The organism is Stenotrophomonas capsici (genome assembly GCF_034961085.1).
GTDB classification, from domain to species: Bacteria; Pseudomonadota; Gammaproteobacteria; order Xanthomonadales; family Xanthomonadaceae; genus Stenotrophomonas; species Stenotrophomonas capsici.
Map to the genome: position 1 here is coordinate 58,475 of NZ_JAYFUH010000248.1, position 25,937 is coordinate 84,411.

The 25,937-nt window shown below is 67.8% G+C and carries 25 protein-coding genes and 1 pseudogene; 6 read left to right on the forward strand and 20 right to left on the reverse strand.

What is annotated here, in order from left to right:
- Positions 1-74 precede the first annotated feature (74 nt).
- The 12 genes from flgL to VA603_RS12815 all read right to left on the reverse strand — a co-directional run bounded on the left by flgL (position 75) and on the right by VA603_RS12815 (position 12,037).
- A complete protein-coding gene (gene flgL, locus VA603_RS12760) occupies positions 75-1,277 on the reverse strand; it encodes a flagellar hook-associated protein FlgL (RefSeq protein WP_323439071.1) in 1,203 nt (400 codons plus the stop codon).
- On the reverse strand, positions 1,277-3,154 hold the full coding sequence (flgK, locus tag VA603_RS12765) for a flagellar hook-associated protein FlgK (protein ID WP_323439072.1): 1,878 nt from the start codon (positions 3,152-3,154) through the stop codon (positions 1,277-1,279). Before flgK ends, flgL begins: the two co-directional genes overlap by 1 nt.
- A gap of 11 nt (positions 3,155-3,165) precedes the next feature.
- Positions 3,166-4,356, reverse strand: a complete 1,191-nt coding sequence (gene flgJ, locus VA603_RS12770; RefSeq protein WP_323439073.1) for a flagellar assembly peptidoglycan hydrolase FlgJ — start codon at positions 4,354-4,356, stop codon at positions 3,166-3,168.
- 1 nt (position 4,357) lies between these two features.
- Positions 4,358-5,470: a flagellar basal body P-ring protein FlgI gene (locus tag VA603_RS12775; protein WP_225591547.1), complete on the reverse strand. Its 1,113-nt coding sequence runs from the start codon at positions 5,468-5,470 to the stop codon at positions 4,358-4,360.
- 8 nt (positions 5,471-5,478) lie between these two features.
- Positions 5,479-6,168 (reverse strand): flagellar basal body L-ring protein FlgH, encoded by a 690-nt coding sequence (gene flgH, locus VA603_RS12780; protein WP_132863489.1) that lies wholly within the window; start codon positions 6,166-6,168, stop codon positions 5,479-5,481.
- Between the two features lie 23 nt (positions 6,169-6,191).
- Entirely contained in the window at positions 6,192-6,977 is a 786-nt protein-coding gene (gene flgG / locus VA603_RS12785) for a flagellar basal-body rod protein FlgG (RefSeq protein ID WP_132863491.1), read from the reverse strand.
- Between the two features lie 258 nt (positions 6,978-7,235).
- Complete coding sequence (locus tag VA603_RS12790; RefSeq protein ID WP_132863492.1) at positions 7,236-7,985, reverse strand: flagellar basal body rod protein FlgF; 750 nt, start codon at positions 7,983-7,985, stop codon at positions 7,236-7,238.
- A gap of 134 nt (positions 7,986-8,119) precedes the next feature.
- Positions 8,120-9,340 carry a flagellar hook protein FlgE gene (gene flgE, locus VA603_RS12795; RefSeq protein ID WP_192285803.1) on the reverse strand — a complete coding sequence of 407 codons (1,221 nt, stop codon included), beginning with the start codon at positions 9,338-9,340 and terminating at the stop codon, positions 8,120-8,122.
- Between the two features lie 29 nt (positions 9,341-9,369).
- Positions 9,370-10,041 (reverse strand): flagellar hook capping FlgD N-terminal domain-containing protein, encoded by a 672-nt coding sequence (locus tag VA603_RS12800; protein WP_323439074.1) that lies wholly within the window; start codon positions 10,039-10,041, stop codon positions 9,370-9,372.
- A gap of 26 nt (positions 10,042-10,067) precedes the next feature.
- Positions 10,068-10,475 (reverse strand): flagellar basal body rod protein FlgC, encoded by a 408-nt coding sequence (gene flgC, locus VA603_RS12805; RefSeq protein WP_192285801.1) that lies wholly within the window; start codon positions 10,473-10,475, stop codon positions 10,068-10,070.
- An 11-nt stretch (positions 10,476-10,486) separates the two neighbouring features.
- Positions 10,487-10,885 carry a flagellar basal body rod protein FlgB gene (flgB, locus tag VA603_RS12810; RefSeq protein WP_132863498.1) on the reverse strand — a complete coding sequence of 133 codons (399 nt, stop codon included), beginning with the start codon at positions 10,883-10,885 and terminating at the stop codon, positions 10,487-10,489.
- Positions 10,886-11,092: 207 nt separating this feature from the next.
- On the reverse strand, positions 11,093-12,037 hold the full coding sequence (locus VA603_RS12815; protein ID WP_132863500.1) for a chemotaxis protein: 945 nt from the start codon (positions 12,035-12,037) through the stop codon (positions 11,093-11,095).
- A 110-nt stretch (positions 12,038-12,147) separates the two neighbouring features.
- On the opposite strand from VA603_RS12815, the gene flgA reads away from it, so the two are divergent.
- From flgA to VA603_RS12835, 4 genes are all read left to right on the forward strand, one after another.
- Positions 12,148-12,792 carry a flagellar basal body P-ring formation chaperone FlgA gene (gene flgA, locus VA603_RS12820; RefSeq protein WP_323439075.1) on the forward strand — a complete coding sequence of 215 codons (645 nt, stop codon included), beginning with the start codon at positions 12,148-12,150 and terminating at the stop codon, positions 12,790-12,792.
- A 65-nt stretch (positions 12,793-12,857) separates the two neighbouring features.
- Positions 12,858-13,160: a flagellar biosynthesis anti-sigma factor FlgM gene (flgM, locus tag VA603_RS12825; RefSeq protein ID WP_132863503.1), complete on the forward strand. Its 303-nt coding sequence runs from the start codon at positions 12,858-12,860 to the stop codon at positions 13,158-13,160.
- 8 nt (positions 13,161-13,168) lie between these two features.
- Entirely contained in the window at positions 13,169-13,495 is a 327-nt protein-coding gene (locus VA603_RS12830; RefSeq protein ID WP_425603705.1) for a flagellar protein FlgN, read from the forward strand.
- A 110-nt stretch (positions 13,496-13,605) separates the two neighbouring features.
- Complete coding sequence (locus VA603_RS12835) at positions 13,606-14,826, forward strand: ATP-binding protein (RefSeq protein ID WP_192285797.1); 1,221 nt, start codon at positions 13,606-13,608, stop codon at positions 14,824-14,826.
- Between the two features lie 44 nt (positions 14,827-14,870).
- On the opposite strand, the gene VA603_RS12840 is transcribed toward VA603_RS12835, so the two are convergent.
- Positions 14,871-16,601 carry an EAL domain-containing protein gene (locus VA603_RS12840; RefSeq protein WP_132863507.1) on the reverse strand — a complete coding sequence of 577 codons (1,731 nt, stop codon included), beginning with the start codon at positions 16,599-16,601 and terminating at the stop codon, positions 14,871-14,873.
- Positions 16,602-16,624: 23 nt separating this feature from the next.
- Positions 16,625-17,590: pseudogene (locus VA603_RS12845) on the reverse strand (sensor histidine kinase); the annotation flags it as partial.
- A gap of 404 nt (positions 17,591-17,994) precedes the next feature.
- Between VA603_RS12845 and VA603_RS12850 the strand changes: the two are divergent.
- Entirely contained in the window at positions 17,995-20,754 is a 2,760-nt protein-coding gene (locus VA603_RS12850) for a bifunctional diguanylate cyclase/phosphodiesterase (RefSeq protein WP_323439077.1), read from the forward strand.
- Positions 20,755-21,027: 273 nt separating this feature from the next.
- Here the strand turns inward: VA603_RS12850 and VA603_RS12855 are convergent, their stop codons facing one another.
- The 6 genes from VA603_RS12855 to VA603_RS12880 form a co-directional block, all read right to left on the reverse strand.
- On the reverse strand, positions 21,028-21,219 hold the full coding sequence (locus VA603_RS12855; RefSeq protein WP_132863512.1) for a hypothetical protein: 192 nt from the start codon (positions 21,217-21,219) through the stop codon (positions 21,028-21,030).
- 85 nt (positions 21,220-21,304) lie between these two features.
- Complete coding sequence (locus tag VA603_RS12860) at positions 21,305-22,495, reverse strand: methyl-accepting chemotaxis protein (RefSeq protein ID WP_132863514.1); 1,191 nt, start codon at positions 22,493-22,495, stop codon at positions 21,305-21,307.
- Between the two features lie 124 nt (positions 22,496-22,619).
- A complete protein-coding gene (gene hflD / locus VA603_RS12865; protein ID WP_132863515.1) occupies positions 22,620-23,234 on the reverse strand; it encodes a high frequency lysogenization protein HflD in 615 nt (204 codons plus the stop codon).
- A gap of 9 nt (positions 23,235-23,243) precedes the next feature.
- Positions 23,244-24,365: a tRNA 2-thiouridine(34) synthase MnmA gene (gene mnmA, locus VA603_RS12870; protein ID WP_323439078.1), complete on the reverse strand. Its 1,122-nt coding sequence runs from the start codon at positions 24,363-24,365 to the stop codon at positions 23,244-23,246.
- Positions 24,362-24,823, reverse strand: a complete 462-nt coding sequence (locus VA603_RS12875; RefSeq protein ID WP_425603706.1) for an NUDIX hydrolase — start codon at positions 24,821-24,823, stop codon at positions 24,362-24,364. Before VA603_RS12875 ends, mnmA begins: the two co-directional genes overlap by 4 nt.
- A gap of 2 nt (positions 24,824-24,825) precedes the next feature.
- The gene (locus tag VA603_RS12880) at positions 24,826-25,302 is read right to left on the reverse strand and encodes a YbjN domain-containing protein (RefSeq protein ID WP_132863518.1); all 477 of its coding nucleotides are present in this window, start codon (positions 25,300-25,302) and stop codon (positions 24,826-24,828) included.
- A 103-nt stretch (positions 25,303-25,405) separates the two neighbouring features.
- Here VA603_RS12880 and clpS point away from each other — a divergent pair, with 103 nt between their 5' ends.
- Entirely contained in the window at positions 25,406-25,726 is a 321-nt protein-coding gene (gene clpS, locus VA603_RS12885; protein ID WP_132863519.1) for an ATP-dependent Clp protease adapter ClpS, read from the forward strand.
- The last annotated feature ends 211 nt before the right edge of the window (positions 25,727-25,937 follow it).

A 25,937-nucleotide genomic window follows, 5' to 3' on the forward strand; every position in this document is an offset into this window, starting at 1 on the left:
TTCTCCGTTGTGTTCTATGCCTGCATCAGGCGATGCGGTGATTCGGTTTGGCAGTGCGGCTGCCGTCAGGTGGGTCAGCGGATCATGTTGAACAGCGACATCGACTGCATCTGGGTGAAGATGGTCTGGGCCGCCTGGAGCGCCGCACCCTCGAGCTTGTATTGCCCGATGGCCTCGGCGTAATCGACGTCGCGCAACTGCGACAGCGAGCTTTTCAGGGTGACGGTGTTGGCCTCGCGCAGCGAGGCGGCGTCGTCGATGGTCTTCAACTGCGCGCCGCCGGCGGCGCGTGCATCGATCATCGCCTCGGCCGCGCGCGAGACATCACGCAGGCTCGCTTGCAGCCCGTTCTGCTGCGCGGTACGGCCGGCTTCGGTGGACACGTCCATGTCCAGTGCCTGCACCAGCCGGTCGATGGTGGAGAACACGTCGCGGCTCTGGGCCTGCCCGGCGCTGAACTCGTCGCCCGCCGCAGGCTCGCCCTCGATGCGCATGCGCAGCCCCCCGAAGGTGATGTTGTCGCCGCTGGTGTACGTGCCGGTGCTGACCACGGTGTTGCTCGCGTCGACGATCTCGTAGCTGTCGGCGGCGGTGAAGCGAACGGTATAGCTGCTGCCGTCCCAACTGCCGGAACCGTCGCGGCTCAGGTCGGTGAGCACGCCCTTGCCGGTGTTGGTGGCCGCAGCGCTGCCGTCGACCGTCCCGTCGCCGGTGCGGATGCGCAGGAAGATCTCGCTGCCGGGCTGCGCGTCGCTGACGAACGTGCCCGGCGCCACTTCGACCTTGCGCTGGATCTGGTCGCCGTTGTAGGTGACCACGCCATTGCTGAGCGTGAACGGGGCATCGCCATCGGAGGCCCCGCCGAACAGGTAGCGGCCATTGCCGTCGGTGGTGTTGGCCAGCGCCAGCATCTGTTGCTTGATCGACTTCAGCTCGCTGGAGACAGCCTTGCGGTCATCGCTGGACAGCGAGGCGTTGTTGGCCTGGATGGTCAGGTCGGAGATGCGCTGCAGCAGTTCGCCGGCCTGGGCAAGGGCGTTCTCCTGCAGCCCCAGCCGGTTCTGGACGGTGTTGGCGTTGGCGCCAAGCTTTTCCAGTTCGGCCAGCATGCGGTCCATGCCGACCGCGGTACCGGCGCCGACCGGGTCGTCCTTGGCAGTGACGATCTTGCTGCCGGTGGAGAGCTGCTGCTCCAGGTGCGACAGCTTGCTCTGCTTGGACTGCATCAGCGCCACCGAGCGGTCGTAGATCATGCTGCTGGAGATGCGGGTATTCATCAGCCCACCGCCCTGAGGATTGTCTGGAACATGTTTTCTGCCGTGGAGATCAGCTGCGAAGCAGCCTGGTAAGCCTGTTGCAGGCGGAGCATGTCGGCCGCTTCCTCATCCAGGTTCACCCCGGACACCGAGTCGCGCGCGGCCTGCGCGTTGTCGTTGATGACCTGCTGGGCCTGCAGCGAATATTCGGCCGAACGTGCCGCCGCACCGACCTGGGTGGTCAGGCCACCGAGGGCACCGTTGAGGGTGACGGTGCCGCCGCTGAGCGCCTTGGCATCCTCCACGCCGGCCAGGCGCGAGGCGTTGCCGTTGTCACTGGAGCCGGGGCCGGTCTTGCCGATGGTGAAGGTGTCACCGGCGGCGGGCTTGCCGTCCAGCACCAGGCTCCAGCCGTTCGCGCTGATGGCCTGGCCTGGCGTGTAGGTGAAGGGACCGGCGCCGTCGATGGTGTACTGGTTGGCGTCGATGAACTCGATGCTGGCGGGGTTGAGCAGGGCCGGGTCGGAGGCGTCGAGCACATCCAGCTTGCCCAGCACGCCGGTGCCGGTGTTGGCCAGGTCCGCTCCGGCCTTGACCGGGTTGGCCGCGGCGATGCGCGAGGGATCGGTGATGGCCACCGATAAACCGGTGATCGCCGCGCCGGTGGGCTGCAGCAGGAAGCGATCATTCAATCCCGGGGTACCGCCCACCTCGAAGCGCACGCCATTGACCACGAACGGGTCGGCGGCGGTGCCGGTGCCGGTCATGGCGACGCTGGCACCGGTGTCGGCGCGGGTGGCCTCCCAACCGGTGCCGTTGTACTTGAGCAGGATGTTCTGGCCATCCAGGGCGGCCAGGTCGCCATAACTGGCGGTCAGGGTGGCGCTGCCGGTATTGCCGCTGTGCGCGCTCACCTTGGGCGTGCCCAGGTTGAAGAAGTCCGTGCCCATGTCCCCGTACAGGTCCATGCCCTCGGCGTGGGCCTGGTTGAACGTGGTGGCCATGCCGACGGCGATCCTTCCCAGTTCATTCTGGGCAGGGGTGAGGACGCGGTCGCGGAACTCGAGCATGCCGCCGATCTGGCCACCGAGCGCATTGCCATCCAGCACGATGGTCATGCCCTGGGTCTTGATCGCCAGCTGCAGGCGCTCGGGCTGGTAGGGATCGGCGGCGGTGGTGATCTGCGAGGCGGTCGAGCCGACCACCAGCGCCTGGCCGCCGGCCGAATAGACATTGGTGATGCCGCCATCCTGGATTACCGCCGTACCACCGGTGTAGCCGACCAGCTGGGTGATCAGCTGGTCGCGGCGGTCCAGCAGGTCCGGCGCGGCGGCATTGCCCTTGCTGCCGATCGCACCATTGAGCTGGGCGATCTCGGCGGCCAGCCGGTTGACCTCGGTGGTCGCGGCCAGCAGCCCGTTGTTCACCTCGCTGTTGAGGCTGTCCAGGCTGTTGTTGAGCTGCTTGAAGCGATCGACCAGGGTGGACGCGCTGTCGAGCATGTCGCGGCGTTCGGTGGTGGCCGCAGCGTTGGAGGACAGGCCGTTGACGGCATCGAAGAACTTGGACCAGACCCCGGTGACGTTGGTCGCGGTATCGGAGAGCAGCGCATCGACGCGATCGGACAGCGTGGACAGCTTTTCCAGCCGCGCCAGTTCGCCGCTGCTGTCCAGCAGCCGCGAGATGGCGAGCTGGTCGGCGACGCGACGGATGTCCACGATGCGGGTACCGGTGCCTACATCGCCATAGCCGACGTTGACCGAGGGTGCCGTGGCGAAGTCCACGGTCTGCCGGCTGTATCCGTCGGTCTTGATGTTGGCGACGTTGTTGCTGACCGTTGCCAGGGCACGCTGGAACGCGATCAGGGCACTGGTGCTGGTGGAAAGAACACTGGACATGGACGTCTATCTCAACGACGGGTGAGGCCGGTCAACCCGGCGGCGGAAGCGAGGGTCTGGCCGAAGCGGTTGCCGACTTCGGCAATCGCACCGACCGCGCGGTCGATGGTCGGGCCGGCGGCAATGGCGGCGATCTTGGCGGCGTAGGACGGGTCGGTCGCATAGCCGGCACGCTGCAAGCCCTGTGCGAAACCACGCACGTCGCCACCGGCCTTCAGCGCGGCCTGGTAGCGCGGGCTGTTCTTCAGCATCCGCACGTAGTCGTTGAAGCTGTCGGCCACCGAGCCATAGGCACGGAAGCTGGCGCGTTCGGAGCGGCGCTGGCCGTCCACGTACTCATGCGTACCGGCGCTGGCGCGCTCACCGCTCCAGCCGGTGGCCTTGATCCCGAACAGGTTGTGGCTGCTCTGGCCGTTCTCCCGCTTGATGTGGCGCTTGCCCCAGCCGGTCTCCAATGCCGCCTGTGCGACCAGGGCGCGTGGGTTCACGCCCAGCTCCTGCGCGGCACGCTGCGCGTGCGGCCAGATGCTGGCGACGAACCCTTCCGGCGTATGCGTGCCCAGGCTGCTGGCGGCCAGGTTGGCCTGCGTCGTGTCCACGGCGTCACCGCGTTCGGCGGCGGTCACCGCGCTCCAGCGGTCATCGGCCGTTGTCCATTCGGCCTGCGCCGGCATGCCGCTGCCGTCGTACGGATGGGCGCTGCCCAACGCGGCGTGCAGCTCGCCGGTGTCACGCCCGGCGATCAGGTCCAACGCCTGCGATTGCGGGGCAAGATAGGCGGCGCGTTCGCTGGCGTCGAGCGCGGCGAACGGGTCTTCGCCGGGGCCGGGCTGCAAGGGCAGGGCAGCCGGGCGGATGTCCGGTGCGGCCAACTGGTAGGCGCGTGCCGCCGCGGCAGGCGTGATCGCCGGATCCACCGGCGCCGCGGTGGCCTGCTGTCCGCCGCCCAACTGCCTTGCGATCATCGCCGACAGGCCCAGGCCGCGCCCCCGCGTCATCGCCTCGGCGATGCGCTGGTCGTACATCTCGCGGAACATCTGGTTCTCGCCGGGGAACAGCGAGTCGCCGAAGCTGGCCTCGCGCATGCTCTTGATCAACATCTGCGCGAACTGGCCTTCCAGCTGGCGCGCGACCTTGTCGATCTTGGCCGGATCGTTGGCGGTGGCCGGGTTCAGCTCGAACGGCGCAGGAGCGATACGCATGTCAGATGACCTCGAGATCGGCGCTCAATGCACCGGCCTGCTTGAGGGCTTCCAGGATGGCGATCAGGTCGCCCGGTGCCGCACCCACCTCGTTCACGGCTCGCACGATCTCGTCCAGCGTCGCGCCGCCGTCGAAGCGGAACATGCGGCTGCCTTCGTTGCTGGCGGTGATGGTCGATTGCGGGCTGGCGACGGTCTGGCCGTTGCCGAACGCATTGGGCTGGCTGACCTGGGTCGATTCGCTGACGGTCACCGTCAAGGAACCGTGCGAGATCGCCGCCGGGCTGACGCGCACCTGCGAGCCGATGACCACGGTGCCGGTGCGGGAGTTGACCACCACGCGCGCCGGCGCGGTGCCGGGCGACAGTTCCACGTTCTCGATGCGCGCCAGCATGCCGATGCGCGCGCCCGGATCGGTGGGGGCTTGCACCGCCACGGTGACGCCGTCGACCGCGCGCGCCGCGCCTTCGCCAAAGGTGGCGTTCAAGGCGCTGACCATGCGAGAGACGGTGGTGAAATCGTTCTGGTGCAGGTTCAGGGTGATCTCCCCGGAAGCACCGAACACATCGGGCAGGGCACGTTCGACCGTGGCGCCATTGGGCACGCGCCCAACGCTGGGAATGTTCACCGACACGCGTGAGCCGTCCTTGCCCTGTGCGCCGAAGCCGCCCACCACCAGGTTGCCCTGCGCGATCGCATAGACCTGGCCGTCGGCGCCCTTCAGCGGCGCCATCAGCAGCGAGCCACCGCGCAGGGAGACCGCGTTGCCCACCGAGGACACGGTGATGTCGATGGTCTGGCCGGGCTTGGCGAACGGTGGCAGTTCGGCGTGGATCGCCACCGCGGCGACGTTCTTCAATTGCGGGTTGACGTTGGCCGGCACGTTGACGCCCAGCTCGCCCAGCAGGTTCTTCAGGCTCTGCACGGTGAACGGGGCCTGGCTGGTGCGGTCGCCGCTGCCGTCCAGGCCGACGACCAGGCCGTAGCCGACCAGGGCATTGCCGCGCACGCCGCCGACCTGCGCCAGGTCCTTGATGCGTTCGGCGTGGGCGGGCAGGGCACAGCCCACCACCAGGGTGAGGAGCAGGCAACGGAAGAGGGAAACGGTTCGCATGGTCATGCTCAGAACAGCGCGAAGGCGGAGTTGAAGAAGCGGCCCAGCCAGCCCATGGCGTTGGACTGGGCAACCGCGCCGCGACCGCCGTAGGCGATGCGTGCATCGGCGACCTTGCTCGAGGCGATGGTGTTGTCCGGCGCGATGTCGGCGGCGCGGACCACGCCCTGGATCTGCACCAGTTCATCGCCCTGGTTCAGGCGCAGGTTCTTCTGGCCCTGCACCACCAGGTTGCCGTTGGGCAGGCGCTGGATGACGGTCACCGTCAGGCTGCCCTGCAGGCGGTTGCTCTGCGCGCTGTTGCCCTTGCCGTTGAAGTCGCGCGAGCTCTCCGCCGAGGCTCCCAGGATGTCCTTGCCGCCCAGCGTGACCGGGGCACCGAACAGGGTCGGCGTGCCGACGTCCAGCTTGGAGTCCTTCTGGATGGCGGTGCTGGCCGTGGTGGTGGCGGTGGTGTTCTCGATCAGGGTGATGGTCAGCAGGTCGCCGACGTCACGTGCACGCCGGTCGCCGTACAGGTTCAGTCCCGGGCCAGCGGCATAGATGGCGCCGGCGGTGGGGGCCGCGGAGGGGGCGATGACCGGCTGGATCGGCGCCATCGGCGCGTAGGGGCGCACGTCGCCGGCCAGCGTGCAGCCGGCGCTGAGCACGGCGCACAAGGCGACGGGAAGCTGACGGAAGAATGGGGTGCGGCTCATGGCATTGATCCTGTGGCGACCGGTCAGACGTTGCTGTTGAGGTAGCCGAGCATGGCGTCGGTGGTGGAGATGGCCTTGGCGTTCATCTCGTAGGCGCGCTGGGTCTCGATCATCGCCACCAGCTCTTCCACCACGTTGACGTTGCTGCCTTCCAGTGCACCCTGCACCACGGTGCCCAGCCCGTTGAGGCCAGGCGTTCCGTTCTGCGCCGGCCCGGAGGCCGTGGTCTCCACGTACAGGTTCTCGCCCTTGGCCTGCAGGCCCGCCGGGTTGATGAAATCAGTCAACGTCAGCGAGCCGATCTCCACCGATGCGGCCTCGCCGGCCATCTTCACGCTGATGGTGCCGTCGCTGCCGATGGTCAACGATTGGGTGCCCTCGGGAACCTGGATGCCCGGCTGCACCGGGTAGCCGCTGTTGGTGACCAGCTCCCCCTGCGCGTTGATCTGGAAGCTGCCGTCGCGCGTGTAGGCGGAGGTGCCGTCGGGCATCATCACCTCGAAGAAGCCACGACCATTGACCATCACGTCCAGCGCCTTGCCGGTCTGCTGCTGCGTGCCCTGGTCGAAGTTCTTGGACGTGGCGACCACGCGCACACCGGTCCCCAGCTGCAGGCCGGTGGGCAGCTGGGTCTGCGCCGAAGAGGAACCGCCGGGCTGGCGTACCTGCTGGTAAAGCAGGTCCTCGAAGCTGGCACGGTCGCGCTTGAAGCCGGTGGTGTTGGTGTTGGCCAGGTTGTTGGAGACCACGGACATGCGCGTCTGCTGCGCATCCAGCCCGGTCTTGGCGACCCACAATGCCTGATTCATGACGCGTTCCTCTGCTGCTGATGCCGGCCGATGCGGCCCTTGCCAGGTTCAATGCATGGGCCGTGCCAAAACCGGCGACGGGATGCCGTCGCGAGCAGATCACCGGTGGGAGCGGCCTGGTCCGCGAAGCAGGAAGCCGCCGAAACGCACGCATGAAAACGCCCGGACGCGATCTGCGCGCCCGGGCGACAGGGAACAACGACAACGTGACCGACTGCGGCCGGGATCAGATCCCGGCCGCGTGAGCCAATGGCCCGATCAACCGTTCAAGCGCAGCAGGGTGTTCGCGCTGCGCGCGTTCTCGTCGCCGTGCTTGATGACCTTCACCTGCATTTCGAACTGGCGCTGCAGCTGGATCATCTGCACCAGCGCGCCGGCGGCATCGACGTTGCTGGATTCCAGCATGCCGCTGTCCAGCGCCTTGCCCTGGCGTTGCGCGAAGGGCTGGGTGGGGTCGGTGTTGCGCATCAGCCCGTCCAGGCCGCGGGCCAGACGTTCGTCGGGCGCCTCGACGACCTTCAAGCGTCCGATCATCGCCATCGTCTGCGGGCCTTCGCCCAACGGGATGATCGACACGGTGCCGTCGTGGCCGATCTCCATCGCCTGGTGCGGCGGAATGGCGATCGGGTTGCCGTTGTCGTCGAGTACGGTGTTGCCTTCGGCGGTGACCAGTTGGCCGTTGGGCGTCATCGACAACGCGCCAGCGCGGGTGTACGCCTCACTGCCGTCGTTGGACTGCACCGCAAGCCAGCTGCCCGGCTGCAGCGATAGATCCAGCGCGTTGCCGGTGATCTGCTGCGCGCCGATGCGACGATTGAAGCCGGCATCCACGTGCAGTGCGTCCACGCGCGAGGCATAACCCGGGCCCTGGATGCGGAATGCCTCGGTGTTGGCCAGCGCTTCCTTGAAGCCCGGCGTGTCGGCATTGGCCAGGTTGTGCGACACGGTCCCCTGCGCCTGCAGCGAGGCGCGGGCGCCGGTCATGGCAACGTAAAGGGCTTTGTCCATTCGGGGGCAGGGAACAGGAAGTAGGGAAGGGGAGGCGGTGCGTCACCGGCAATGGGAAAAGGCGGGTGGGCGGTGGCTCCAGGCGATACCTGAGGCCCTCAACCCACCACCACGTCCTGTTCCCGATCCGGCGGTTAGCGGATGTTGATGACGGTCTGCGTGATCTGGTCCTGCGTCGAGACCATCTGCGCATTGGCCTGGAAGTTGCGCTGGGCCACGATCATGTTGACCAGCTGTTCGGTCAGGTCGACCGTGGACGCTTCCAGCGAGCCGGACTGGATCTGGCCCAGGTCGGAGGTGTCCGGTGCGCCGGTGCGTGCGATGCCGGACGCATTGGTCTCGGTCCACACGTTGTTGCCCATGCTCTGCAGGCCCTGCGGGTTGTTGAAGTTGGTCAGGGCAACCTGGCCGAGCGCGGTGTCGGCGCCATTGGAGTAACGCGCGTAGACCACGCCGGTGGTGTCGATGCTGATTTCGGTCAGCTTGCCCGAGGCGTAGCCGTCCTGGCGGGTGTCGCGCAGCGCGAACTTCTCGCCGTACTGCGTGGAGCCGCTCACGTCCAAGGTCAGGTTGAGCACGCCGGCGCCGGTGGCGGGCGTGAACGGATCCAGCGTGATCTGGCCGTTGGCCGGATTCAGCAGCGCACCGCTGTTGGAGAACTCCAGCGTGGTCGGCGCACCGACGGACTGGCCGTCGACATAGTTGTAGACCTGCCACTCGTTGGCGTTGGCACCCTTGACGAAGTAGGAGGTCTGGGTGTGGCTGACGCCCAGCGAGTCGTACACGGTCACGCCGCCGGTGGACTGGTTGTAGCTGTTGGAGTTGCTCGGGTCGAACGTTGCGATGGTCGGTTCGCTGGCGTTGGCCGGCAGGGTGAAGGCAAGGTTGACCAGGCCGGTCTGCTTGGGCGCGCTGTCGGTGGCCAGCACCTGCAGGTCGGTCAGCGTGCCGTCGAAGCGGGTGCCATCGGCGCTCGGCGCGTAGACCTGAAGGCGTGCGCCCTGCGGGTTGACGACATAGCCGCTCTTGTCGGTCTGGAAGTTGCCGGCGCGCGAGTACACGCGCGTGCCGTTCATGCTCAGCGTGAAGAAGCCTTCGCCCTCGATGGCCATGTCCAGGCTGCGCCCGGTCTGGTCGATGTTGCCCTGCGAGAACTGCTGCGCTACGCCACTCAGGCGCACGCCCGAACCGATCGCATTGCGCGAAAGCCCGTAGCTGGTCGAGTTGAACAGGTCGGCGAACTCCGCACGCGACTCCTTGAAGCCGGTGGTGTTGACGTTGGCGATGTTGTTGGCGGTGACGTTCAGGTCGGCGTTGGCGGCGTTGATGCCGGACAGCGATACGTTGAAGCCCATGGTGGTAACTCCTGGCGGGTTCGGGGGGCTCAGCTGACGCGGAGCACGTAGTCGAGCGGGGCAGTGCCCAGGCCCTTGAGGTTCAGGTAGAGGCCGTCGGAACCGACGGTCACGCTTTCCACCTCGGCCTGCACGTAGGTGTTCAGCTTGGTCGAGGCGCCGCTGCTGTCCGAGTGGGTGGCGGCGATGGTGTAGCTGCCGGCGGGCATGCGGTTGCCGCTGGCGTCGGTGCCGTCCCACTGGAAGTTGACCTCGCCGGCGGCGTCGGCCGGCACGCTCAGCGTGGTGACCTTCTGGCCGTTCGCATCGGTGATCTCGACGGTGACGGTGCCGGCCGATGGGGCCGCCACGGTGCCGCTGGTACCCCCTTCGCCTTCGAGGCTGAACTTGGTCGAAGGCACCATCACCTCGTGGCCGACCAGCGAGGCGCCCTTGAGGATCTGGTCGCTGGACATCGCCGACTGGAAGGTCTTGACGGTGGTGTTCAGGTCGGTGATGCCCTGCACGGTGGACAGCTGGGCCATCTGCGACACCATCTGGCTGTTGTCCATCGGCTTGGTCGGGTCCTGGTGCTGCAGCTGGGTGGTCATCAGCTTCAGGAAGTCGGCCTGGTCGAGGCTGTCGTTCTTCTTGGTCTTGGCATTGGCCGTGGCGCTCAGGCCGAGCGAGCCGTAGATATCGGAGGAGACGCTGGTGGTCATGTCGGTGGGTTCCGGTTGGGCGGGCGTCAACGGCCCATCGTCAGCGTGGCCAGGGCCAGTTCCTTGGCGGTGCTGAGCATCTCCACGCCGGCCTGGTAGTTGCGGGAGGTCGAGATCAGGTTGACCATCTGCGCCACCGGATCGACGTCGGGCGAGTAGACGTAGCCGTCGCCGTCGGCCAGCGGGTGGTTGGGTTCATACCGCTTGATCGGCGCCGCATCGCTCTGCGTGACTTCCTTGACCTGCACGCCGGTGAGGTTGGGATCGGTGCGGCTGGTCACGGCCTGGAACACCGGTTCCAGCGGCTTGTACACCGCCTCCGGCGAACCGGCGATGGAATCGGCGTTGGCCAGGTTGGAGGCGATGGTGCTCATGCGCACCGACTGCGCCTGCAGCGCGGAGCCGGCGATGTCGAAGATCGGCAGGTTGCTCATGGCGTCGTTCCTTACTGGCCGGTGATGGCGGTGAGCATCGTGCGCACCTTCGATTCGACGAAGCTCAGCGAGGCGCGGTATTCCAGTGCGGCGCGGCCGTAGGCGGCGCGCTCGGCGTCGGGGTCGACGGTGTTGCCATCCAGACTGGGCTGGGCCGCCTCGCGGGTGATCTGGAACGGATTCAGCCCGTCCCCGCCGATGGCGTAGTGCTGTTCGGCCGTGGCGGCCAGCTGGCCATTGCCGGCCATGCCCTGGGCGTGGCGCAGGGCGGCATCGAAGTCGATGTCACGCGCCTTGTACCCCGGCGTGTCGGCATTGCTCAGGTTGCTGGCGATCAGCTTCATGCGCTGCTCGCGCAACGGCATGGCCTGGGCATGGATGCCCAGATAGTCGGAAATCAGGTTGGCCATGTGGTGGCTCCCACGGAACGTTGCCGGGGAAGCTGCAAGCCGCGTGCCAGAACGCCCGGCACGGGCCCGCTCCGGCTCGGCCCGCCTCAGTCACCTATCGGGCCGCAGGTCAGCCAGATTGCGGGGAAAGGCAGGAGACCGCTCCCTTCCCCCGCCAGCGGCGGAAGGTGCCCGAAGGGCGGCAGGGGGCGCGCTTCCTGCCCCGGCTCAGGCCGCTTCAGCTACGTGCCGGAGGCGCTGCAGCACGAAGTCGGCCAGTTCGTGCGGGCTGTACTTGGCGACGAAGGCGTTGGCCCCGACGCGCTCGACCATGGCGTTGTTGAATACGCCGGACAGGGAAGTGTGCAGCAGCACGTACAGGCCCGACAGGCCCGGATGGCGGCGGATTTCCGTCGTCAGCGTGTAGCCGTCCATGGCCGGCATCTCGATGTCGGAGATGACCATGGCATAGCGTTGCGCCGGGTCTTCGCCGGCGGCCTGGATCTGCAGCAGGTGCTCCAGCGCCTGCTTGCCGTCGGACAGCAGGGTGGCGGTGACCCCCAGCTGGTCCAGCACGCTGCGGATCTGCTGGCGGGCCACGCGCGAGTCATCCACGACCAGTACCTGCATCGGCGGGGCGTCGGCCGGCAGCGCCATCGATGGATCCAGCACGGCTTCGCCGCGGACCTGGGCAATGTCGGCCAGCACGCTTTCCACGTCGATGACCTGGATCAGCTCGCCCTGGAAGCGCGTCACCGCGGTCAGGTAGGTGGACTCGGCGCCCAGCTCCGGCGGCGGCTGGATGTCCTCCACCGCGATGTTGACGATCCGCTCCACGCCGCTGACCAGGAAGCCCTGCACCGAGCGGTTGAATTCGGTGACCACCAGGTAGCCCGGGGCAGTATCGGCTTCCGGCTCGCGCTCGGGGTGGCCGATCGCCAGGCCCAGGTCCAACACCGGCACCGAGCGCCCGCGCACATCGGCCACGCCGGCGAACTGGCCGGGAAGGCCCGGCACCTGGAACAACGCCGGGCGCCGCAGCACTTCCTGCACCTTGAACACGTTCACGCCAAAAAGCTGACGGCCGCCAAGGCGGAACAGCAGCAGCGCGAGGCGATTGTGGCCGGCCAGCCGGGTGCGCTGGTCGATGCGATTGAGCAGGTCTTGTGACATGCAGCCTGTATCGGCGCGGGTCGGGGACAACTTGAGGCCAGCCTGGGCCGGGTTCTGGCACGCCGCTTGCCTGTGACCGGGCTGGAGTCGTTTGTCCGGAGCCCAGATCCATGCGCCTGTTCCTGTTGGCTAGCCTGCTGCTGCCGCCAAGTGCCCTTGCCACCGAGTTCCAGCCGGTGGAGAGCATCCGTGTGGCGGCGTTGTCGACCCTGGCGACCGGGGAGCAGGGCGAGGCCGGGGTCGACGCCGGCCTGCGCATGCCGCGCTGCGCGCAGGGGCTGCGGGCCCAGGCCACGGCCAACACCACGGTGGAGGTGAGTTGCCCGGACGCCGGTGGCTGGCGCCTGTTCGTGCCGGTCAAGGTGCGCCGCGAGCAAGCGGTGCTGGTGCTGGCACGCGGCGTGGCTGCTGGAGAAACCCTGGCCGCGGCCGATATCAGTACGGTCCGGCGCGACACCGCGCGGATCGCCGGCGCGGTACTCTCGGCGCCTGAACTGGCGGTGGGGCGGGTCGCGCGGCGCACCTTGAGTGCCGGCAGCCTGCTCTCGTCCAGCGACCTGGTGGCCCAGCGGATCGTGCGTCGGGGCGACAGCGTCGCCCTGGTCTCGCGGCGGGGCGGGGTGGAAGTCCGGATGGCGGGCCGTGCCTTGGGCGACGCCGGCGAGGGCGAGCGGGTGTCGGTCGAGAACCTGTCTTCACGTCGGGTGATGCAGGGTGTCACCACGGCGGCCGGCGATGTGCTGGTCAGCCGCTAAATTTCCCTAAAGAACCCCCGGCCGCTGCCGTTATCGTTTTCGAACCGAATCAGGAATCCCATCACATGAGCCAGAAAATCGACGGCGGAATCGCAGCAGCGGCGCAGATGCGCAGTATTGCGGTCAACACCCGGGTCGCCCCGGCCGGCGAGTCCAAGGCCCAGGCGGTGCAGGCGGCCGACAGTGTCCGCCTGACCGGTGAAGCCACCCAGTTGCAGGCCATGCAGCGCGAGCTGAGCAACGCCTCGGCCATCGACCCGGCCCGCGTGCAGGCCGTGCGCCAGGCCCTGGAGAACGGCAGCTACCGGATCAACCCCGACGCCATTGCCTCGCGCATGCTGGACCTGGACCGGCAGCTGCAGGGATGAACCTCACCATGGTCGATCCGCTGCAGCGGTTGAGCGAGGCGCTGGAAGGCGAGCAGCGTGCCCTGGTCGAGCATGACGTGCCGGCACTGGTCGCCGCGACCGGCCGGAAGCTGGAAGCCCTGCGCGAACTGGAGCGCAATCCGCCGCTCAACGATGCCGGCCGCCTGAAGGAACTGGCCGAACGCAACCAGGCCAACGGCGTACTGCTGTCGCGCCGCCGCCGCGAGGTCAACTGGACCCTGCGCCAGCTCGGACGCAGCGAGGATGCCCCGGCATACGACGCCAAGGGCCAGACTGAAACCCTGCAGGCACGCCGACCGTTGGCAGTGGCCTGAGTCCGGCCGCCCGCTGCGGCGGCTGTTGAAGCGCGCAAACGCGCAGTCCGGCAGCAAACGCCTGCCGGCATCCGGCTATAGTGACGGCCCCGTTTCAGTGCCGTACCGCCGTGACCCAGATCGATACCCCTTCCCTGGCCCCCCTTCCGTCGTCGGCCGCCCTGCGGGCCCTCGGTGAGCGGGTCAAGCATGGCCTGCTGGTGTTCAACAACCGGCTGGAGGTGAGCATCGCCAATGCGCTGGTGCGTGAGCTGTTCGGCGTCGATGAAGCCGGCAGCAGCGGCCTGGCCCGCGAGCTGGAACGGCTGTTGCCGTCTTTCGCGATCCCGCAGGTCCGCGAGAGCGGCAACTGGAATGGCAGCCTGCCGATCGGCGAGCGCGTGATCACCGTGCACCTGCACCATCATGCCGACGCGGCCGGGGAATCCTTCCTGGCGTTGTTCCAGCAGGTGGATGGCCCGGAGGACTACGAGCGCGAGCTGCAGCAGCGCCACGCCGAGCTGCGGCAGGCCTACCTGCGCCTCAACGGCGCCCAGGAGAAGCTGCTGCAGTCGGAGAAGATGGCCTCCATCGGCCAGCTGGCCGCGGGCGTGGCCCACGAGATCAACAACCCGATCGGTTACGTGCATTCCAACCTGGGCAGCCTGCAGGAATACCTGCGCAGCCTGTTCACCGTCATCGAGGCCTACGAGCGCGCCTTGCGCGCGCCGGACCCCAAGGCGCTGATCGCCGAGATCGACGACATCCGCGACCGCCTGGACATCGACTTCATCAGCCGTGACCTGCCGCAGCTGATGGCCGAATCCCGCGAGGGCATCGAGCGGGTGACCCGCATCGTGCGCGACCTGAAGGACTTCTCGTACTCCGGCCGGGACGAGTCCTGGAAGCTGGCCGACCTGCACGCCGGCCTCGAGTCGACCATCAACATCATCTGGAACGAGCTCAAGTACAAGGTCACGCTGGAGCGCCATTACGGCGAGCTGCCGATGATCGAGTGCCTGCCGTCGGAGTTGAACCAGGTCTACATGAACCTGCTGCTCAACGCCGGCCACGCCATCGCCGAGCGCGGCAACATCATCGTCAGTACCGGGGTGGAGGGCGAGGAGGTCTGGGTGCAGTTCGAGGACGACGGCGCCGGTATCTCACCGGAACTGCGCCAGCGCATCTTCGACCCGTTCTTCACCACCAAGCCGGTCGGCAGCGGTACCGGCCTGGGCCTGTCGATCTCCTACGGCATCATCAACAAGCACCACGGCCGCATCGACGTGGAGAGCACGGTTGGCGAAGGTTCGCGCTTCCGCATCGTGTTGCCGGTCCGCCAGCCCAGGTAGCAGCCCCCCCGGGCGCGAAGCCGAACCGCCCGTCCACGCCGGCGCTACGTCGGAATCCCGCCGCGCTTCTCGTCGTGGGTGCGGAAGGCCTGGCGGATGTGCTCGCGCAGCTCGTCGTCGTTCCAGGGCTTGGTCAGGAAGCGATAGATCGCGCCGCGGTTGATCGCGTCGGTGACGGTGTTCAGGTCGGTGTAGCCGGACAGCACCAGCCGGATCGTGTCCGGGTAGAGCATCTTCACCCGGCCCAGGAACTCGGTGCCGCTCATGTCGCTCATGCGCTGGTCGGACAGGATCACCTGCACGTCGTTGATCGCCAGCAGGTCGAAGGCGTCACGCACGTTGCCGGCGGCCAGGATGCGGTAGCCGTCGCGGCGGAACAGGCGCACCAGCGAACGCAGCACGTTCTCCTCGTCATCGAGCAGCAGCAGGGTGCGGTCCGGGCGGGTCTCGGCGAAGGCTTCCGGGCGCAGGTAGCGACGGCGCAACGTCATGCCGGCCGCGTCGGAGGACATCGGCTCGCCGAACAGGTAGCCCTGGAACACATCGCAGTCATTGCGGCGCAGGAAGCCGAGCTGTGCCTGCGATTCCACGCCATTGGCGATCACGGTCATGCCCAGCTGGTGGCCCATGGCGATGATGGCGCGGCTGATGGCCGCCTCGCGGTTGGCCGCCGGCGCGCTCTTGATGAAGCTGCGGTCGATCTTGAGCTTGTCCACCGGATAGCGGACCAACGCGCTCAGGCTGGAATCACCGGTGCCGAAGTTGTCCAGGCACAGGCTGATGCCTTCATTGCGCAGGTTGGCCAGGGTCTCGTGGACGAAGTTGACGTTGTTGGTCAGCGCGCTTTCGTTGATCTCCAGGGTCAGCATGCGCGGGGGGACGCCGATGCCCTGCAGCAGCGCCATCACCTCGGTGAAGAAGTTCGGGCGCAGCAGCTGCAGGGTGGAGACATTGACGGCGACGTTGAAATCCTCGAAGCCCTGGTCGCGCCACAGCCGGGCCTGGCGCAGGGTCATCTCCAGTACCCACGCGCCGATCTGCACGATGATGCCAAGCCGCTCGGCGGTGCGCATGAAGCGCTCGGGTACCAGCATGCCGAGGGTGGGCGACTGCCAGCGCAGCAGCGCTTCCATGCCGACCACGTGGCCGTCGCGCGCGCTCACCAGCGGCTGGTAGCGCAGGCGCAGCTCGCCGTTGTCGATGGCATCCACCAGTTGCCGAGAAATGATGCTCTCGCTGTGCGCGCTGCTGGGCTTGTGCAGCACGTGCACGTGCACCGCGTTGCCGCCCTCGCGCGCGGCCTGGTGCAGCGCATCCTCGGCCAGGTCCAGCAGGGTGGTGGGGTTGGTGGCATGTTCGGGGCACAGCGCCGCGCCGATCTTGCCGGTCAGGAACAGGGTGTACGGCAACACCGACAGGGGCAGCTCGATCTGCTGGCGCAGCTGCTCGGCCAGCTCCTCCGGTGGCGGCACATTGCCGCCGCGCTCCACCGCGATCAGGAACTCATCGCTGCCGTGCCGCCACAGCTTGCCGCGGCCATCCAGGAAGTTGCGCAGCCGGTCGGCGATCAGCACCAGTGCCTGGTCGCCCACTTCGGCGCTCATGTTCTCGTTGACCGAGGCGAAGTGATCGATGTCCAGGTGCAACAGCATCATCGACGGGCCGTTGCGGCGAGCGGACTCGACCATCGCGGCGAACTCGGGATTGCCGGCGCCGAGGCGCACGGGGCGCACATCGTTGCGATCGGCAAGCACGGCGGCGGGGGAATTCCACATCGGCGAGGGTCCTGGAAAATCGGTTAATGCGGGAGCGCGGGGCAGGGCAGGTGCAGGTCGATGCAGGTGCCTTCGCCCGGTGCGGTTTCGATGCGCAGGCGGCCACCGGCACTCTGCGCGCGTTCGCGCATCACGATCATGCCCAATCCGCGCGGTCCGTTGGGGTCGAATCCCTCGCCATCGTCGATCACCCGCAGGTGCAGGCCGCCTTCGGGGGCGTCCTGCAGCAACAGCGAGACCTGGCTGGCACGGGCATGGCGCAGCGCATTGGTCAGCCCTTCCTGGGCGATGCGGAAGCAGGCCTGCTCCACCTCGTTGCCCGGGCGCTGGCTGAGCGTGCGCACGTCCAGCAGCAGCTCCACCGGCGTGGAGCGGAACAGCATGCCGGCCTGCCAGCGCAAGGCAGCCTCCAGTCCGAGCGCGTCCAGCTGCGGCGGGCGCAACAGCATGGACAGGTTGCGCAACCGGATCACGGTGCTGTCGGCCAATTCGATGATCTGGTCGATGTCCTCGCGGCGGCGTTCGGCCAGCTCTTCCTCGCGGGCGGCGAAGGCAGCCAGCTTCATCGCGGTGATCGCCTGGCCGATGTCATCGTGCAGGTCACGGGAAATCGAGCGGCGTTCGTCCTCCTGCAGCGAGAACAACCGGCCGGCCATGGCCTGCAGTTCGGCATTGCTGGCCGCCAGCGCGGCGCGTCCCTGTTCCAGCTCGCTCAGGTCACGGATGACGAAGCGCTCGGCGGGCTGGCCCTCATGAACCACCGGGCCCGCGCTGAGCGAGGCCTGGAACGCACCGCCGCAGGGATGATGCAGCAGCAGGCGCGCGAGCGAGGGCTGTTGGGTGCGCGCGGCGCGCAGTTCGGACAGTGCGGTGGCGGGCATCCCGGCGCGGATCCCGAGCATGCGCCCGGCAGAGGCGTTGGCGTACAGCACCTGGTCTGCGCCGGCGATGATCACCGCGTCGGGCAGGTTGTCACTGATCTGCCTGAAGGACGAGGGCGCCGCCGGTGGGGTGGGGTCCTGCCGCATGCCGGGCGGACGGCACAGCCAGCCGATCAGGATCCCGCCGACGGTCAGCGCCACTGCGATGAACATCACATTTTCTGAAGCGCTGCCGGCGACCAGTCGCATGAACAGAAATGCCATGGCCAGCACCAGCCCACACAGCCCGACCACCCGCAAAAGCACGCGGTGCTGTCGCTGGAGGCGACGGACAGGCACGGACGCGGGTGGAATGGGGGCCTTGCCGGCTTCCATGTTCGACATGCTGAGTATGGATTGCGTGATGTCATCTTAACGAGTTGTCCGGGTGCCGCGCGACGTAATGCTCAATTCCACCGGATTGCTGCCGTTATCACTCCTGTCCCCGGATTCCCGGGCAGGAGAAAGAGCGCGTGGATCGCGGGGTAATCGCAAGCCTGCTTAACCACCCATTGAATGCGGCCCTGGTGCTGCTGGACGTGGATGGACAGCCCTTGGCGGCCAACGCCAAGGCCAGGGAATTGCGCCTGCACGAACGCTTGTCGCGCTATTGCGCGCAGTTGGCGGGCTGCCGGGCGCAGGCGCCCGGGCAGAAGGCGGTCAGCTGCCCGTTGCCGGATGGCCAGGCGCGGCTGGATGGCTGGCTCAGCGCCATCCACGATCCGGGCGGGAGCCTGCTCGGCTACCTGTACTCGTACTCCACCGACGCCTCCGCGCACGCCGCCCGATGGCTGGCGGCCATGGAGGCCGGTGGCAACGTCGCCTGGGACTGGGACGTGGCCGCCGACCGGCTCACCCGCCGTGGACCGCACGGAACCCACACCGAGCTGCGGCTGATGGACAGCGTGCATCCGGACGAACAACCGCTGCTGCGCCAGGCCATCGCCGCGCACCTGCACGACCCCGCGCAGCCCTTCGCCTGCCAGTTCCGCATCCGTGACACCCAAGGCCAGTGGCGCTGGGTGCTGGACCGCGGCAGGGTGGTGGCGCACGCGGCCGACGGCCAGCCGCTGCGCATGGCCGGCACGTACACGGACATCCAGCCGCTGAAGGCGCTGGAAGACGACCTGCGTGCGCAGCACGCGCTGCTGTGCCGCGCCCAGCGCGTGGCCGGCATGGGCAGCTGGAGCTGGGATTGTGGCCGGCAACGGATGCAGTGGTCGCCCGAGAGCCACGCCGCGATCGGCGTGGAGGCAGGCTCCCTGTCATCGGGCTGGGGCTGGATGCGGCAACTCGGGCGCGACGCCCGTCGTCACCTGCTGACGGTCTGGCGACGCCTGCATGCCGACCCGCAGGCCACCGAATTCGAAGTGTGCTGGGGCCGCGAGCCGGTGCTGCAACAGCAGCTGCGGGTCTGGCTGGAGCCCGAGCACGATGCGTCCGGGCGGCTGCGGCGCGTGGTTGGCCAGGTACAGAACATCAGCGGCCAGCACCGTACCGACGCATTGATCCGTTGGCGCACCGAACTGCTCAATCGCGTATCCGCGCTGGGCAGGATCGGTGGCTGCGAGATCGACGCCAGCACCCGCGAGATGCAATGGACCGAGGAGTGCTACCGCATCCATGGCCTGCGCAAGGCGCCGGTCACGCTGGATCAGGCGCTGGGCCTGTACACGCCGGACTCGCGCGACAGCTTCGAGGCGGCTCTGGCGCGCATCGCCCAGGGCGGGCTGCCCGAGCAGTTGGACCTGTGCTTCTATCGCCCCTCCGGGCAACGTGTCTGGGTGCAGGTGCTGATCGAGCTGGACCGCCGCGACGGCCTGCCGGAGCGCCACGTGGTGCTGTTCCGCGACATCACCCGCGAACGCGAGGCCGATGAGCGCCTGGAACTGCTGGCCCACTACGACCTGCTCACCGGTCTGCCGAACCGCATGCTGCTGCGCGAGCAGGCCTCCGAGGCCATCCTCGAAGCGCGCGAGCGCGGCGCGGTGCTGGCCATGCTGTTCGTCGACCTGGACGGCTTCAAGGGCATCAACGACACCTTCGGCCATGCCACCGGCGACATCCTGCTCAAGGCCGCCGCCTCGCGCTTGCACCAGAACCTGCGCAACGCCGACTTGTTCGCCCGCTTCAACGGCGACGAGTTCATCGTCGTGCTGCGCAACCTGGCCGAGCCGGAGGACGCCGGCCACGTGGCCCGCAAGCTCATCGCCTCGTTGGCCGAGCCGCTGTATCGCGAGGACGCCACCCTGAAGGTGGGCGCCAGCGTGGGCATCGCCCTGCTGGACGAGACCCGCAACGATTTCGACACCTTGCTGCGCGCGGCCGATGCGGCCATGCATGCCGCCAAGGAAGCCGGCCGCAACACCTACCAGTACTACAGCCAAGATGCGCTGGCGCGCACCCAGCGGCTGCTCGAGATCGAGCACGCATTGAACGGTGCACTGGACCGGGACGAGTTCAGCCTGGCCTACCAGCCGCTGATCCACACCCGCGAAGGCCATGCGCCGTCCATCGAGGCACTGCTGCGCTGGAACACTCCGCGCATCGGTCCGTGCAGTCCGGCCGAATTCATCCCTATCGCGGAGAAGTGCGGGGAAATCATCCGCATCGGCGATTGGGTCCTGAACGAGGTATGCCGCCAGGCCGTGGTCTGGGAGCAGGCCGGGCTGCGTTTTGACCGCATCGCGGTCAATGTCTCGGCCATCCAGTTGCGCGAGCGCGGCTTCGCCGAGCGCGTGATCGCGATTTGCGACCGTCACGGCTGGTCGCCGCGGCGCCTGGAGCTGGAGCTGACCGAGTCGGCCCTGATCCGCGACACCGAGGCCCTGCGTCAGTGCTTCGACGTGTTCGAGCAGCATGGCGTGCCGCTGGCGGTGGATGACTTCGGTACCGGATTCTCCAACCTGCATTACCTCAACCGGTTCCCGGTGCAGCGGCTGAAGATCGACCGCAGCTTCGTGCAGGGCATGCTGCATGACGCCGGTACCGCCGAGGTCACCCAGGCCATCGTGCACCTGGGCCACGCGCTGGGCATGCGGGTGGTGGCCGAAGGCGTGGAAACAACCGCCGAGGAAGCCATGCTGCGCCGACAGGGTTGCGACGAGCTGCAGGGCTACCTGTACTCCAAGCCCTTGCGTTCACGCGAGATGATGCGCTGGCTGCGCGAAGGGGGCTGCGACACCAGCACGCCTCCTCCGGCCGAACACACTCGGATCACCGCCACCCTGTGAGCGCGCAGGCCCGGTAGGCGCGCCCTCGGGCGCGAAACCACGATTGCTTCCGGAGCCGGTAGCCGCATTGCGTTACCGACGCACATCGTCTGCATCAACACCGGCATCGCGGCCAAGACCGCTCCAACAGCACTGACACGGTAGGAGCGCCCTCGGGCGCGAAACCACGGCTGCAACCAAAGCCCAGGCGCGCTTCCGGCTTCCCCGGCCTACTGCCCCAGGGCAGCGGCAAGTCCCGCAGCCGCGGCGACGACGCCCCGCGTCCGTCGCCGCCTAGACCACCGCCAGGTCCCACTGGATGCTGGTCACCAGCCAATCCTCGCTTGCCACGCCAATCCGTGCATCGCGGTACAGCGCCATCAGCTCGTCGCGGCTGGACTGCTCCAGTCGCTGCAACTGTTCGGCGCGGCTCAGACAGGAGGAGGCGGCCAAGACCGCCCCGTCATCGGCTGCTTGGTGGCTCATCCGGGTCTCCCGTGATCCGCGCAGCGACGGACATGACAAAGCCCCGGCTTTCGCCGGGGCCGGGTTCTGGACGCCTGGTGGGGTATCAGAACAGCTCAACCGTACCTGCGCCCATGCTCTGCTGGGTCACCGGCTTGTGCGGCGGGCGCTCCCACTCGCTGCGCAGCTCGCGCAGGCGGCTGCCGGTGCGCTGCAGGGCGTTGACCAGTTCGCCATCGAACACGCCGCCATTGCGGTGCAGCAGCTCCTGCAGGGCCACGGCTTCGCGGTTGATGGTGCCCAGGCGGTCCAGGTGGGTGTGCACGCCGCCCAGGGTCTGGGTGGCGATGTCCTCGAACTGCAGCGCACGCACCGCTTCGGCGACGCTGCCATCGATGGCGCGGCCGCACTCGGAGATCTCGCGCATGCCGTCGCCCAGCGACGCGTTGATCGCGGCCACGTTGTCGAGCATGGCGGCGGCTTCGTGGCGGGCTTCACGCGAGCGGTCCATGTCGCGCGAGGCCATGTGTGAGACGGTCTCGCGCACCTTGGCGATGGCGTCCTTGGAGCTGTGGGCCAACTTGCGGATCTGCTCGTTGAAGGTGGTCGAACGCTCGGACAGGTTGCGCACCTCGTCGGCAACCACGGCGAAACCACGGCCGGCTTCGCCCGCGCGGGCCGCTTCGATCGCGGCATTGAGGGCGAGCAGGTTGGTCTGGTCGGCGATGGACTTCACGTCCTCCAGCAGCGAGAAGATGCCATCCAGGTGCTGGGCCATCTGGTCGATGTGCTGCACGGTGGTGCTGCTCTGGCCGCTGACTTCCTCCAGCGCCTCGACCAGCTGTTCCATCTGCTGGCTGGCGTGCTGGGCGAAACGGGCCACGTCCACGCCGGCGCTGCCGTCTTCACCGGCACGGTCGACCACGCGGGCCAGGGCCTGGCTCTGCTGGCGCGACTTGCGGTTCATCGCATCGAAGCTGCTGCCCAGGCCGGCGACGGCCTGGCGGATCAGTTCGCGGGCGCGCTCGACTTCATTGCGCGAACCTTCGATCTCGTTGCTGACGAAGCTGCGCAGCTCGTTGAGCAGCATGTCCTGTTCGCGCATCACGCGGGCATGCTCGGGCGAGCGTTGGGTCTGCGAATGCACGCTCCACCAGGCAAACACCAGCCAGCTGAGCACCATGGTGGTCAGGATTGCCCAGAGCACCGCGGCGGGCCAGGTGAATGCCACGGCGAGCGGCAGCAGGAAAGTAAGGACCAGGGGGGCGGCCAGGCGGATTGCAATACGTGCGTACATGGACGTTCTCGGGAGAGTCACGGTTGCTGTATCGGCCGTGGGCAGGGTGTCTTTAGCCCTGCGCGCGCAATCCGGGGACATCGGCGTGAAGGCCTGCGGCCGGGGAGGGCGGCAGGCCGTTGCCTCAACGCACGCGGCGCTCGATGGCTTCGAGCATGCTCCGGCGCGAGAACAGGAAATCCCAGTAGGTGCCGCCCAACTGGCGCCACAGCACCGCCGAGCGCACCGCCGCCAGCAGCAGCGCCCGGATCTCCGAGACCACCGCAGCCTGGCCGAGGTAGTGCGGGTTGCCCTGGACCATGATCCGCGGCTTGAGCTGGCTGATGGTGTCGGCATACAGGGTGCCCATGGCCATCAACACGTCCGGGTGGCTGCTGTCGCCCAGCTCCAGGGCGCGGTCGGCGGTGCGGCGGATGCCGGCGGTCACCTTGTCCACGGCCGCGTCCTCGCGGACGAAGCGGCGCTCCAGCTGCATCACCGACAGCGCCAGGCGCGGCAGCAGGTCGTCCTTGCCCTGGTTGCGGAAGTAGTCGCGCACCAGGCGCAGGCCCGGCTCCACCTGCGTGACACTGCCGTACACCGCAGCCGGGGAGGCCGCGTCGATGCGCATCACGCTGTCCATCGCGGTCCGCACGATGGCGTTGTCCGAATGGCCGGTTTCGGCGATGCGACGTACCTGCTGCAACGCCTGGGCAATGCCGGCCACGGCAAGCACGCGGTCATCGATGGAAAAACTCATGGTTACCTCTCAAGGGGAAACGGGAGCGCCAAGCCGGCGTTCCAAGGGAGCATCGGTGGCGGCGATCACGGCACCGCCCAGGCACTCGGCGCCGTCGTACAGCACCAGCGACTGGCCCGGGGTCACCGCCCGCTGCGGGCGAGTGAAATGCACGTCCAGCGTGCCATCGTCACGCACCTGGACGGTACAGGGCTCGTCCGGCTGGCGGTAGCGGGTCTGGGCGGTGCAGTCGAAGCGCCGTGCCGGGGGCGCGCCGGCAATCCAGTGCATGGCCTCGCTGCGCAGCCAGTTGGACTGCAGCCACGGGCTGTCATGGCCCTGGTCCACGTACAGCACGTTGCGCGCCACGTCCTTGCCGACCACGAACCACGGCGCGGCCGGACGGCCACGCACGCCGCCGATGTTCAGGCCTTCGCGCTGGCCCAAGGTGAAGTAGAACACCCCCGGGTGGCGGGCGATGACCTGGCCGTCCGGGTCCTGGATCTCGCCCTCGCGGGCGGGCAGGTACTGGCCCAGGAACTCGCGGAAATCGCGTTCGCCGATGAAGCAGATGCCGGTGGAGTCCTTCTTGGCATGGGTAGGCAGGCCGGCCTCGCGGGCGATGCGGCGCAGCGCGCTCTTCTCCAGGTGGCCGATCGGGAACAGCGTGGCCGCCAGCTGGGCCTGGCCCAACTGGTGCAGGAAGTAGCTCTGGTCCTTGCCGCGGTCGGCGCCGCGCAGCAGTCGCCAACGGCCGCCGGACTCCACCACCTGGGCGTAGTGGCCGGTGGCGATGCGCTCGGCGCCCAGCTCGCGGGCCGCGTCCAGGAAGTGCTTGAACTTCACCTCGCGGTTGCACAGCACGTCCGGGTTGGGCGTGCGGCCGGCCGCGTATTCGGCGAGGAAGTGCTCGAACACGCCCTGCCAGTATTCGTTGGAAAAATCACGGAAGTGGAACGGGATGCCCAGCCGGCCACACACCGCCACCGCGTCGCGGCGATCTTCCTCGGCGCGGCAATGGCCGCTGCCGTCATCGGCCCAGTTCTGCATGAACAGGCCGGCCACGTCCAGGCCGTTCTGGACCAGGGTCAACGCGGCGACGGACGAATCCACGCCACCGGACACCCCTACGACTACACCGGGACTACTCACTGCACCTGCCTCAACATCGACAACGGATAACGCTGGCCAGCCAGCCAATCGGAAACGGTCTGCCAGACCAGCGGACTGCGCAGGCGGGCCATGTCGGCCTGCAGCGCGGTCGGGGTGAGCCACAACGCCTGCACGATGCCGTCGTCCAGCGCCTGCTCCGGGTGGTGGCGCAACGGCTCGGCGGCGAAGGCGAAACGCAGGAACGGCGTGCCATCGCCGGCCACCCACTGGTAGGTGCCGATGAAGCCGGTCAGCTTCACCTCCCAGCCGGTCTCCTCGCGGGTTTCGCGGATGGCGGCTTCCAGCAGGGTTTCACCGGCCTCCAGGTGGCCGGCCGGCTGGTTCAGCACCCGCCGGCCGCCTTTTTCCTCTTCCACCAACAGCAGTTGCCCCGCGCGGGAGACAACGGTGGCCACGGTCACGCGTGGCGCCCAGCGCGGGGGCTGCGCGGTGTCCACGCTCAGTATTCGTCCGCCTTGGTCAGCTCCAGCTCGATCTCGTCGGCGCTGGCCGAGGCCGCGTCGATGGCATCGGAAAGCTGCTTGGCAGTGGCGTCGGCGTCGATCTTGACCACGAACACCGCCAGGTCCTGCTGTTTCACCCAGGCGCCCAGCTTGGAGGCATTGGAGTCCTCGAGCAGGCGGTTGGCGACGCTGGCCGGGAAGTCCGGGCTCGGCGACTTGTAGCCGGGCGACCAGATCTCGCGGACGTTGTGGGTGCCGTAGGACTCGACGTTGGAGCGCACGTAGACCAGCTGGGTACGGTTGTTGTCCAGCTCGAACACCAGCCGGTAGTCACCGTCCTCGTCGACCTCGTACTTGTACTCCAGTGAATCCAGCAGGCGACCGATGGCACGGTCCGGTTCACCGGCGACTGCGCTTCCTGCGGCTGCGGTCATCAGTGCTGCGATGACGATGCCGGTTACAGACTTCTTCATGTTTTCCCCGTCAGTGGTTGGTTGACCTGCAAATTGTGCGGGGGGCAGGGGGGTGTCGTCCAATGGCTGAAGGTCGAAGCCGGCAAACCGCTATAATTGCCCGATGCCCCAGAAGCCCCAACATGACAACGAGCACGGCCTGCTGGTTGCCCCCGGCAAGCCTGAGATCGCGCCGCCGCCGCAGTACCAGGTGATGCTGCTCAACGACGACTACACCCCGATGGACTTCGTGGTGACGGTGCTGCAGAACTTCTTCTCGATGGACCTGGACAAGGCCACGCAGGTGATGCTGCACGTCCATACCCGTGGCCGCGGCATCTGCGGGGTGTACAGCCGTGAGGTGGCCGAGACCAAGGTCGCCCAGGTCAACGAGTTCTCGCGGATGAACCAGCATCCGCTGCTGTGCACGATGGAGCGCGCCTGAGCCGCCCGCGGTCGCCGCGTGCGCACCTGCCTGCCTGGCCGGTTTTCCAGGGCGCCGGCTGTGTCCCCGATGGGAAACACTTTCCCGCCTGCGCCACCGCTGGCCGCCCCTCGCGGCGCAACGGCCGTCACGCCTTGCTCTTGAAACTGAATGCCGGATTCACCGGGTGAACGAATCCCCACTTCCTGCTGACGTGGCCTCTACATGAACG

Bases quoted from the DNA above. Each gene is read 5' to 3' on its own strand.
- flgJ (WP_323439073.1), bottom strand. From the start codon at position 4,356: ATGCGTATCGCTCCTGCGCCGTTCGAGCTGAACCCGGCCACCGCCAAC.
- flgL (WP_323439071.1), bottom strand. From the start codon at position 1,277: ATGAATACCCGCATCTCCAGCAGCATGATCTACGACCGCTCGGTGGCG.
- VA603_RS12880 (WP_132863518.1), bottom strand. From the start codon at position 25,302: ATGAAGAAGTCTGTAACCGGCATCGTCATCGCAGCACTGATGACCGCA.
- clpS (WP_132863519.1), top strand. From the start codon at position 25,406: ATGCCCCAGAAGCCCCAACATGACAACGAGCACGGCCTGCTGGTTGCC.
- VA603_RS12840 (WP_132863507.1), bottom strand. From the start codon at position 16,601: ATGTGGAATTCCCCCGCCGCCGTGCTTGCCGATCGCAACGATGTGCGC.
- flgA (WP_323439075.1), top strand. From the start codon at position 12,148: ATGCGCCTGTTCCTGTTGGCTAGCCTGCTGCTGCCGCCAAGTGCCCTT.
- flgE (WP_192285803.1), bottom strand. From the start codon at position 9,340: ATGGGCTTCAACGTATCGCTGTCCGGCATCAACGCCGCCAACGCCGAC.
- VA603_RS12790 (WP_132863492.1), bottom strand. From the start codon at position 7,985: ATGGACAAAGCCCTTTACGTTGCCATGACCGGCGCCCGCGCCTCGCTG.
- VA603_RS12775 (WP_225591547.1), bottom strand. From the start codon at position 5,470: ATGCGAACCGTTTCCCTCTTCCGTTGCCTGCTCCTCACCCTGGTGGTG.
- flgH (WP_132863489.1), bottom strand. From the start codon at position 6,168: ATGAGCCGCACCCCATTCTTCCGTCAGCTTCCCGTCGCCTTGTGCGCC.
- VA603_RS12830 (WP_425603705.1), top strand. From the start codon at position 13,169: ATGGTCGATCCGCTGCAGCGGTTGAGCGAGGCGCTGGAAGGCGAGCAG.
- VA603_RS12860 (WP_132863514.1), bottom strand. From the start codon at position 22,495: ATGTACGCACGTATTGCAATCCGCCTGGCCGCCCCCCTGGTCCTTACT.
- VA603_RS12800 (WP_323439074.1), bottom strand. From the start codon at position 10,041: ATGACCACCAGCGTCTCCTCCGATATCTACGGCTCGCTCGGCCTGAGC.
- flgB (WP_132863498.1), bottom strand. From the start codon at position 10,885: ATGGCCAACCTGATTTCCGACTATCTGGGCATCCATGCCCAGGCCATG.
- flgM (WP_132863503.1), top strand. From the start codon at position 12,858: ATGAGCCAGAAAATCGACGGCGGAATCGCAGCAGCGGCGCAGATGCGC.
- flgC (WP_192285801.1), bottom strand. From the start codon at position 10,475: ATGAGCAACCTGCCGATCTTCGACATCGCCGGCTCCGCGCTGCAGGCG.
- VA603_RS12855 (WP_132863512.1), bottom strand. From the start codon at position 21,219: ATGAGCCACCAAGCAGCCGATGACGGGGCGGTCTTGGCCGCCTCCTCC.
- flgG (WP_132863491.1), bottom strand. From the start codon at position 6,977: ATGAATCAGGCATTGTGGGTCGCCAAGACCGGGCTGGATGCGCAGCAG.
- flgK (WP_323439072.1), bottom strand. From the start codon at position 3,154: ATGTCCAGTGTTCTTTCCACCAGCACCAGTGCCCTGATCGCGTTCCAG.
- VA603_RS12815 (WP_132863500.1), bottom strand. From the start codon at position 12,037: ATGTCACAAGACCTGCTCAATCGCATCGACCAGCGCACCCGGCTGGCC.
- hflD (WP_132863515.1), bottom strand. From the start codon at position 23,234: ATGAGTTTTTCCATCGATGACCGCGTGCTTGCCGTGGCCGGCATTGCC.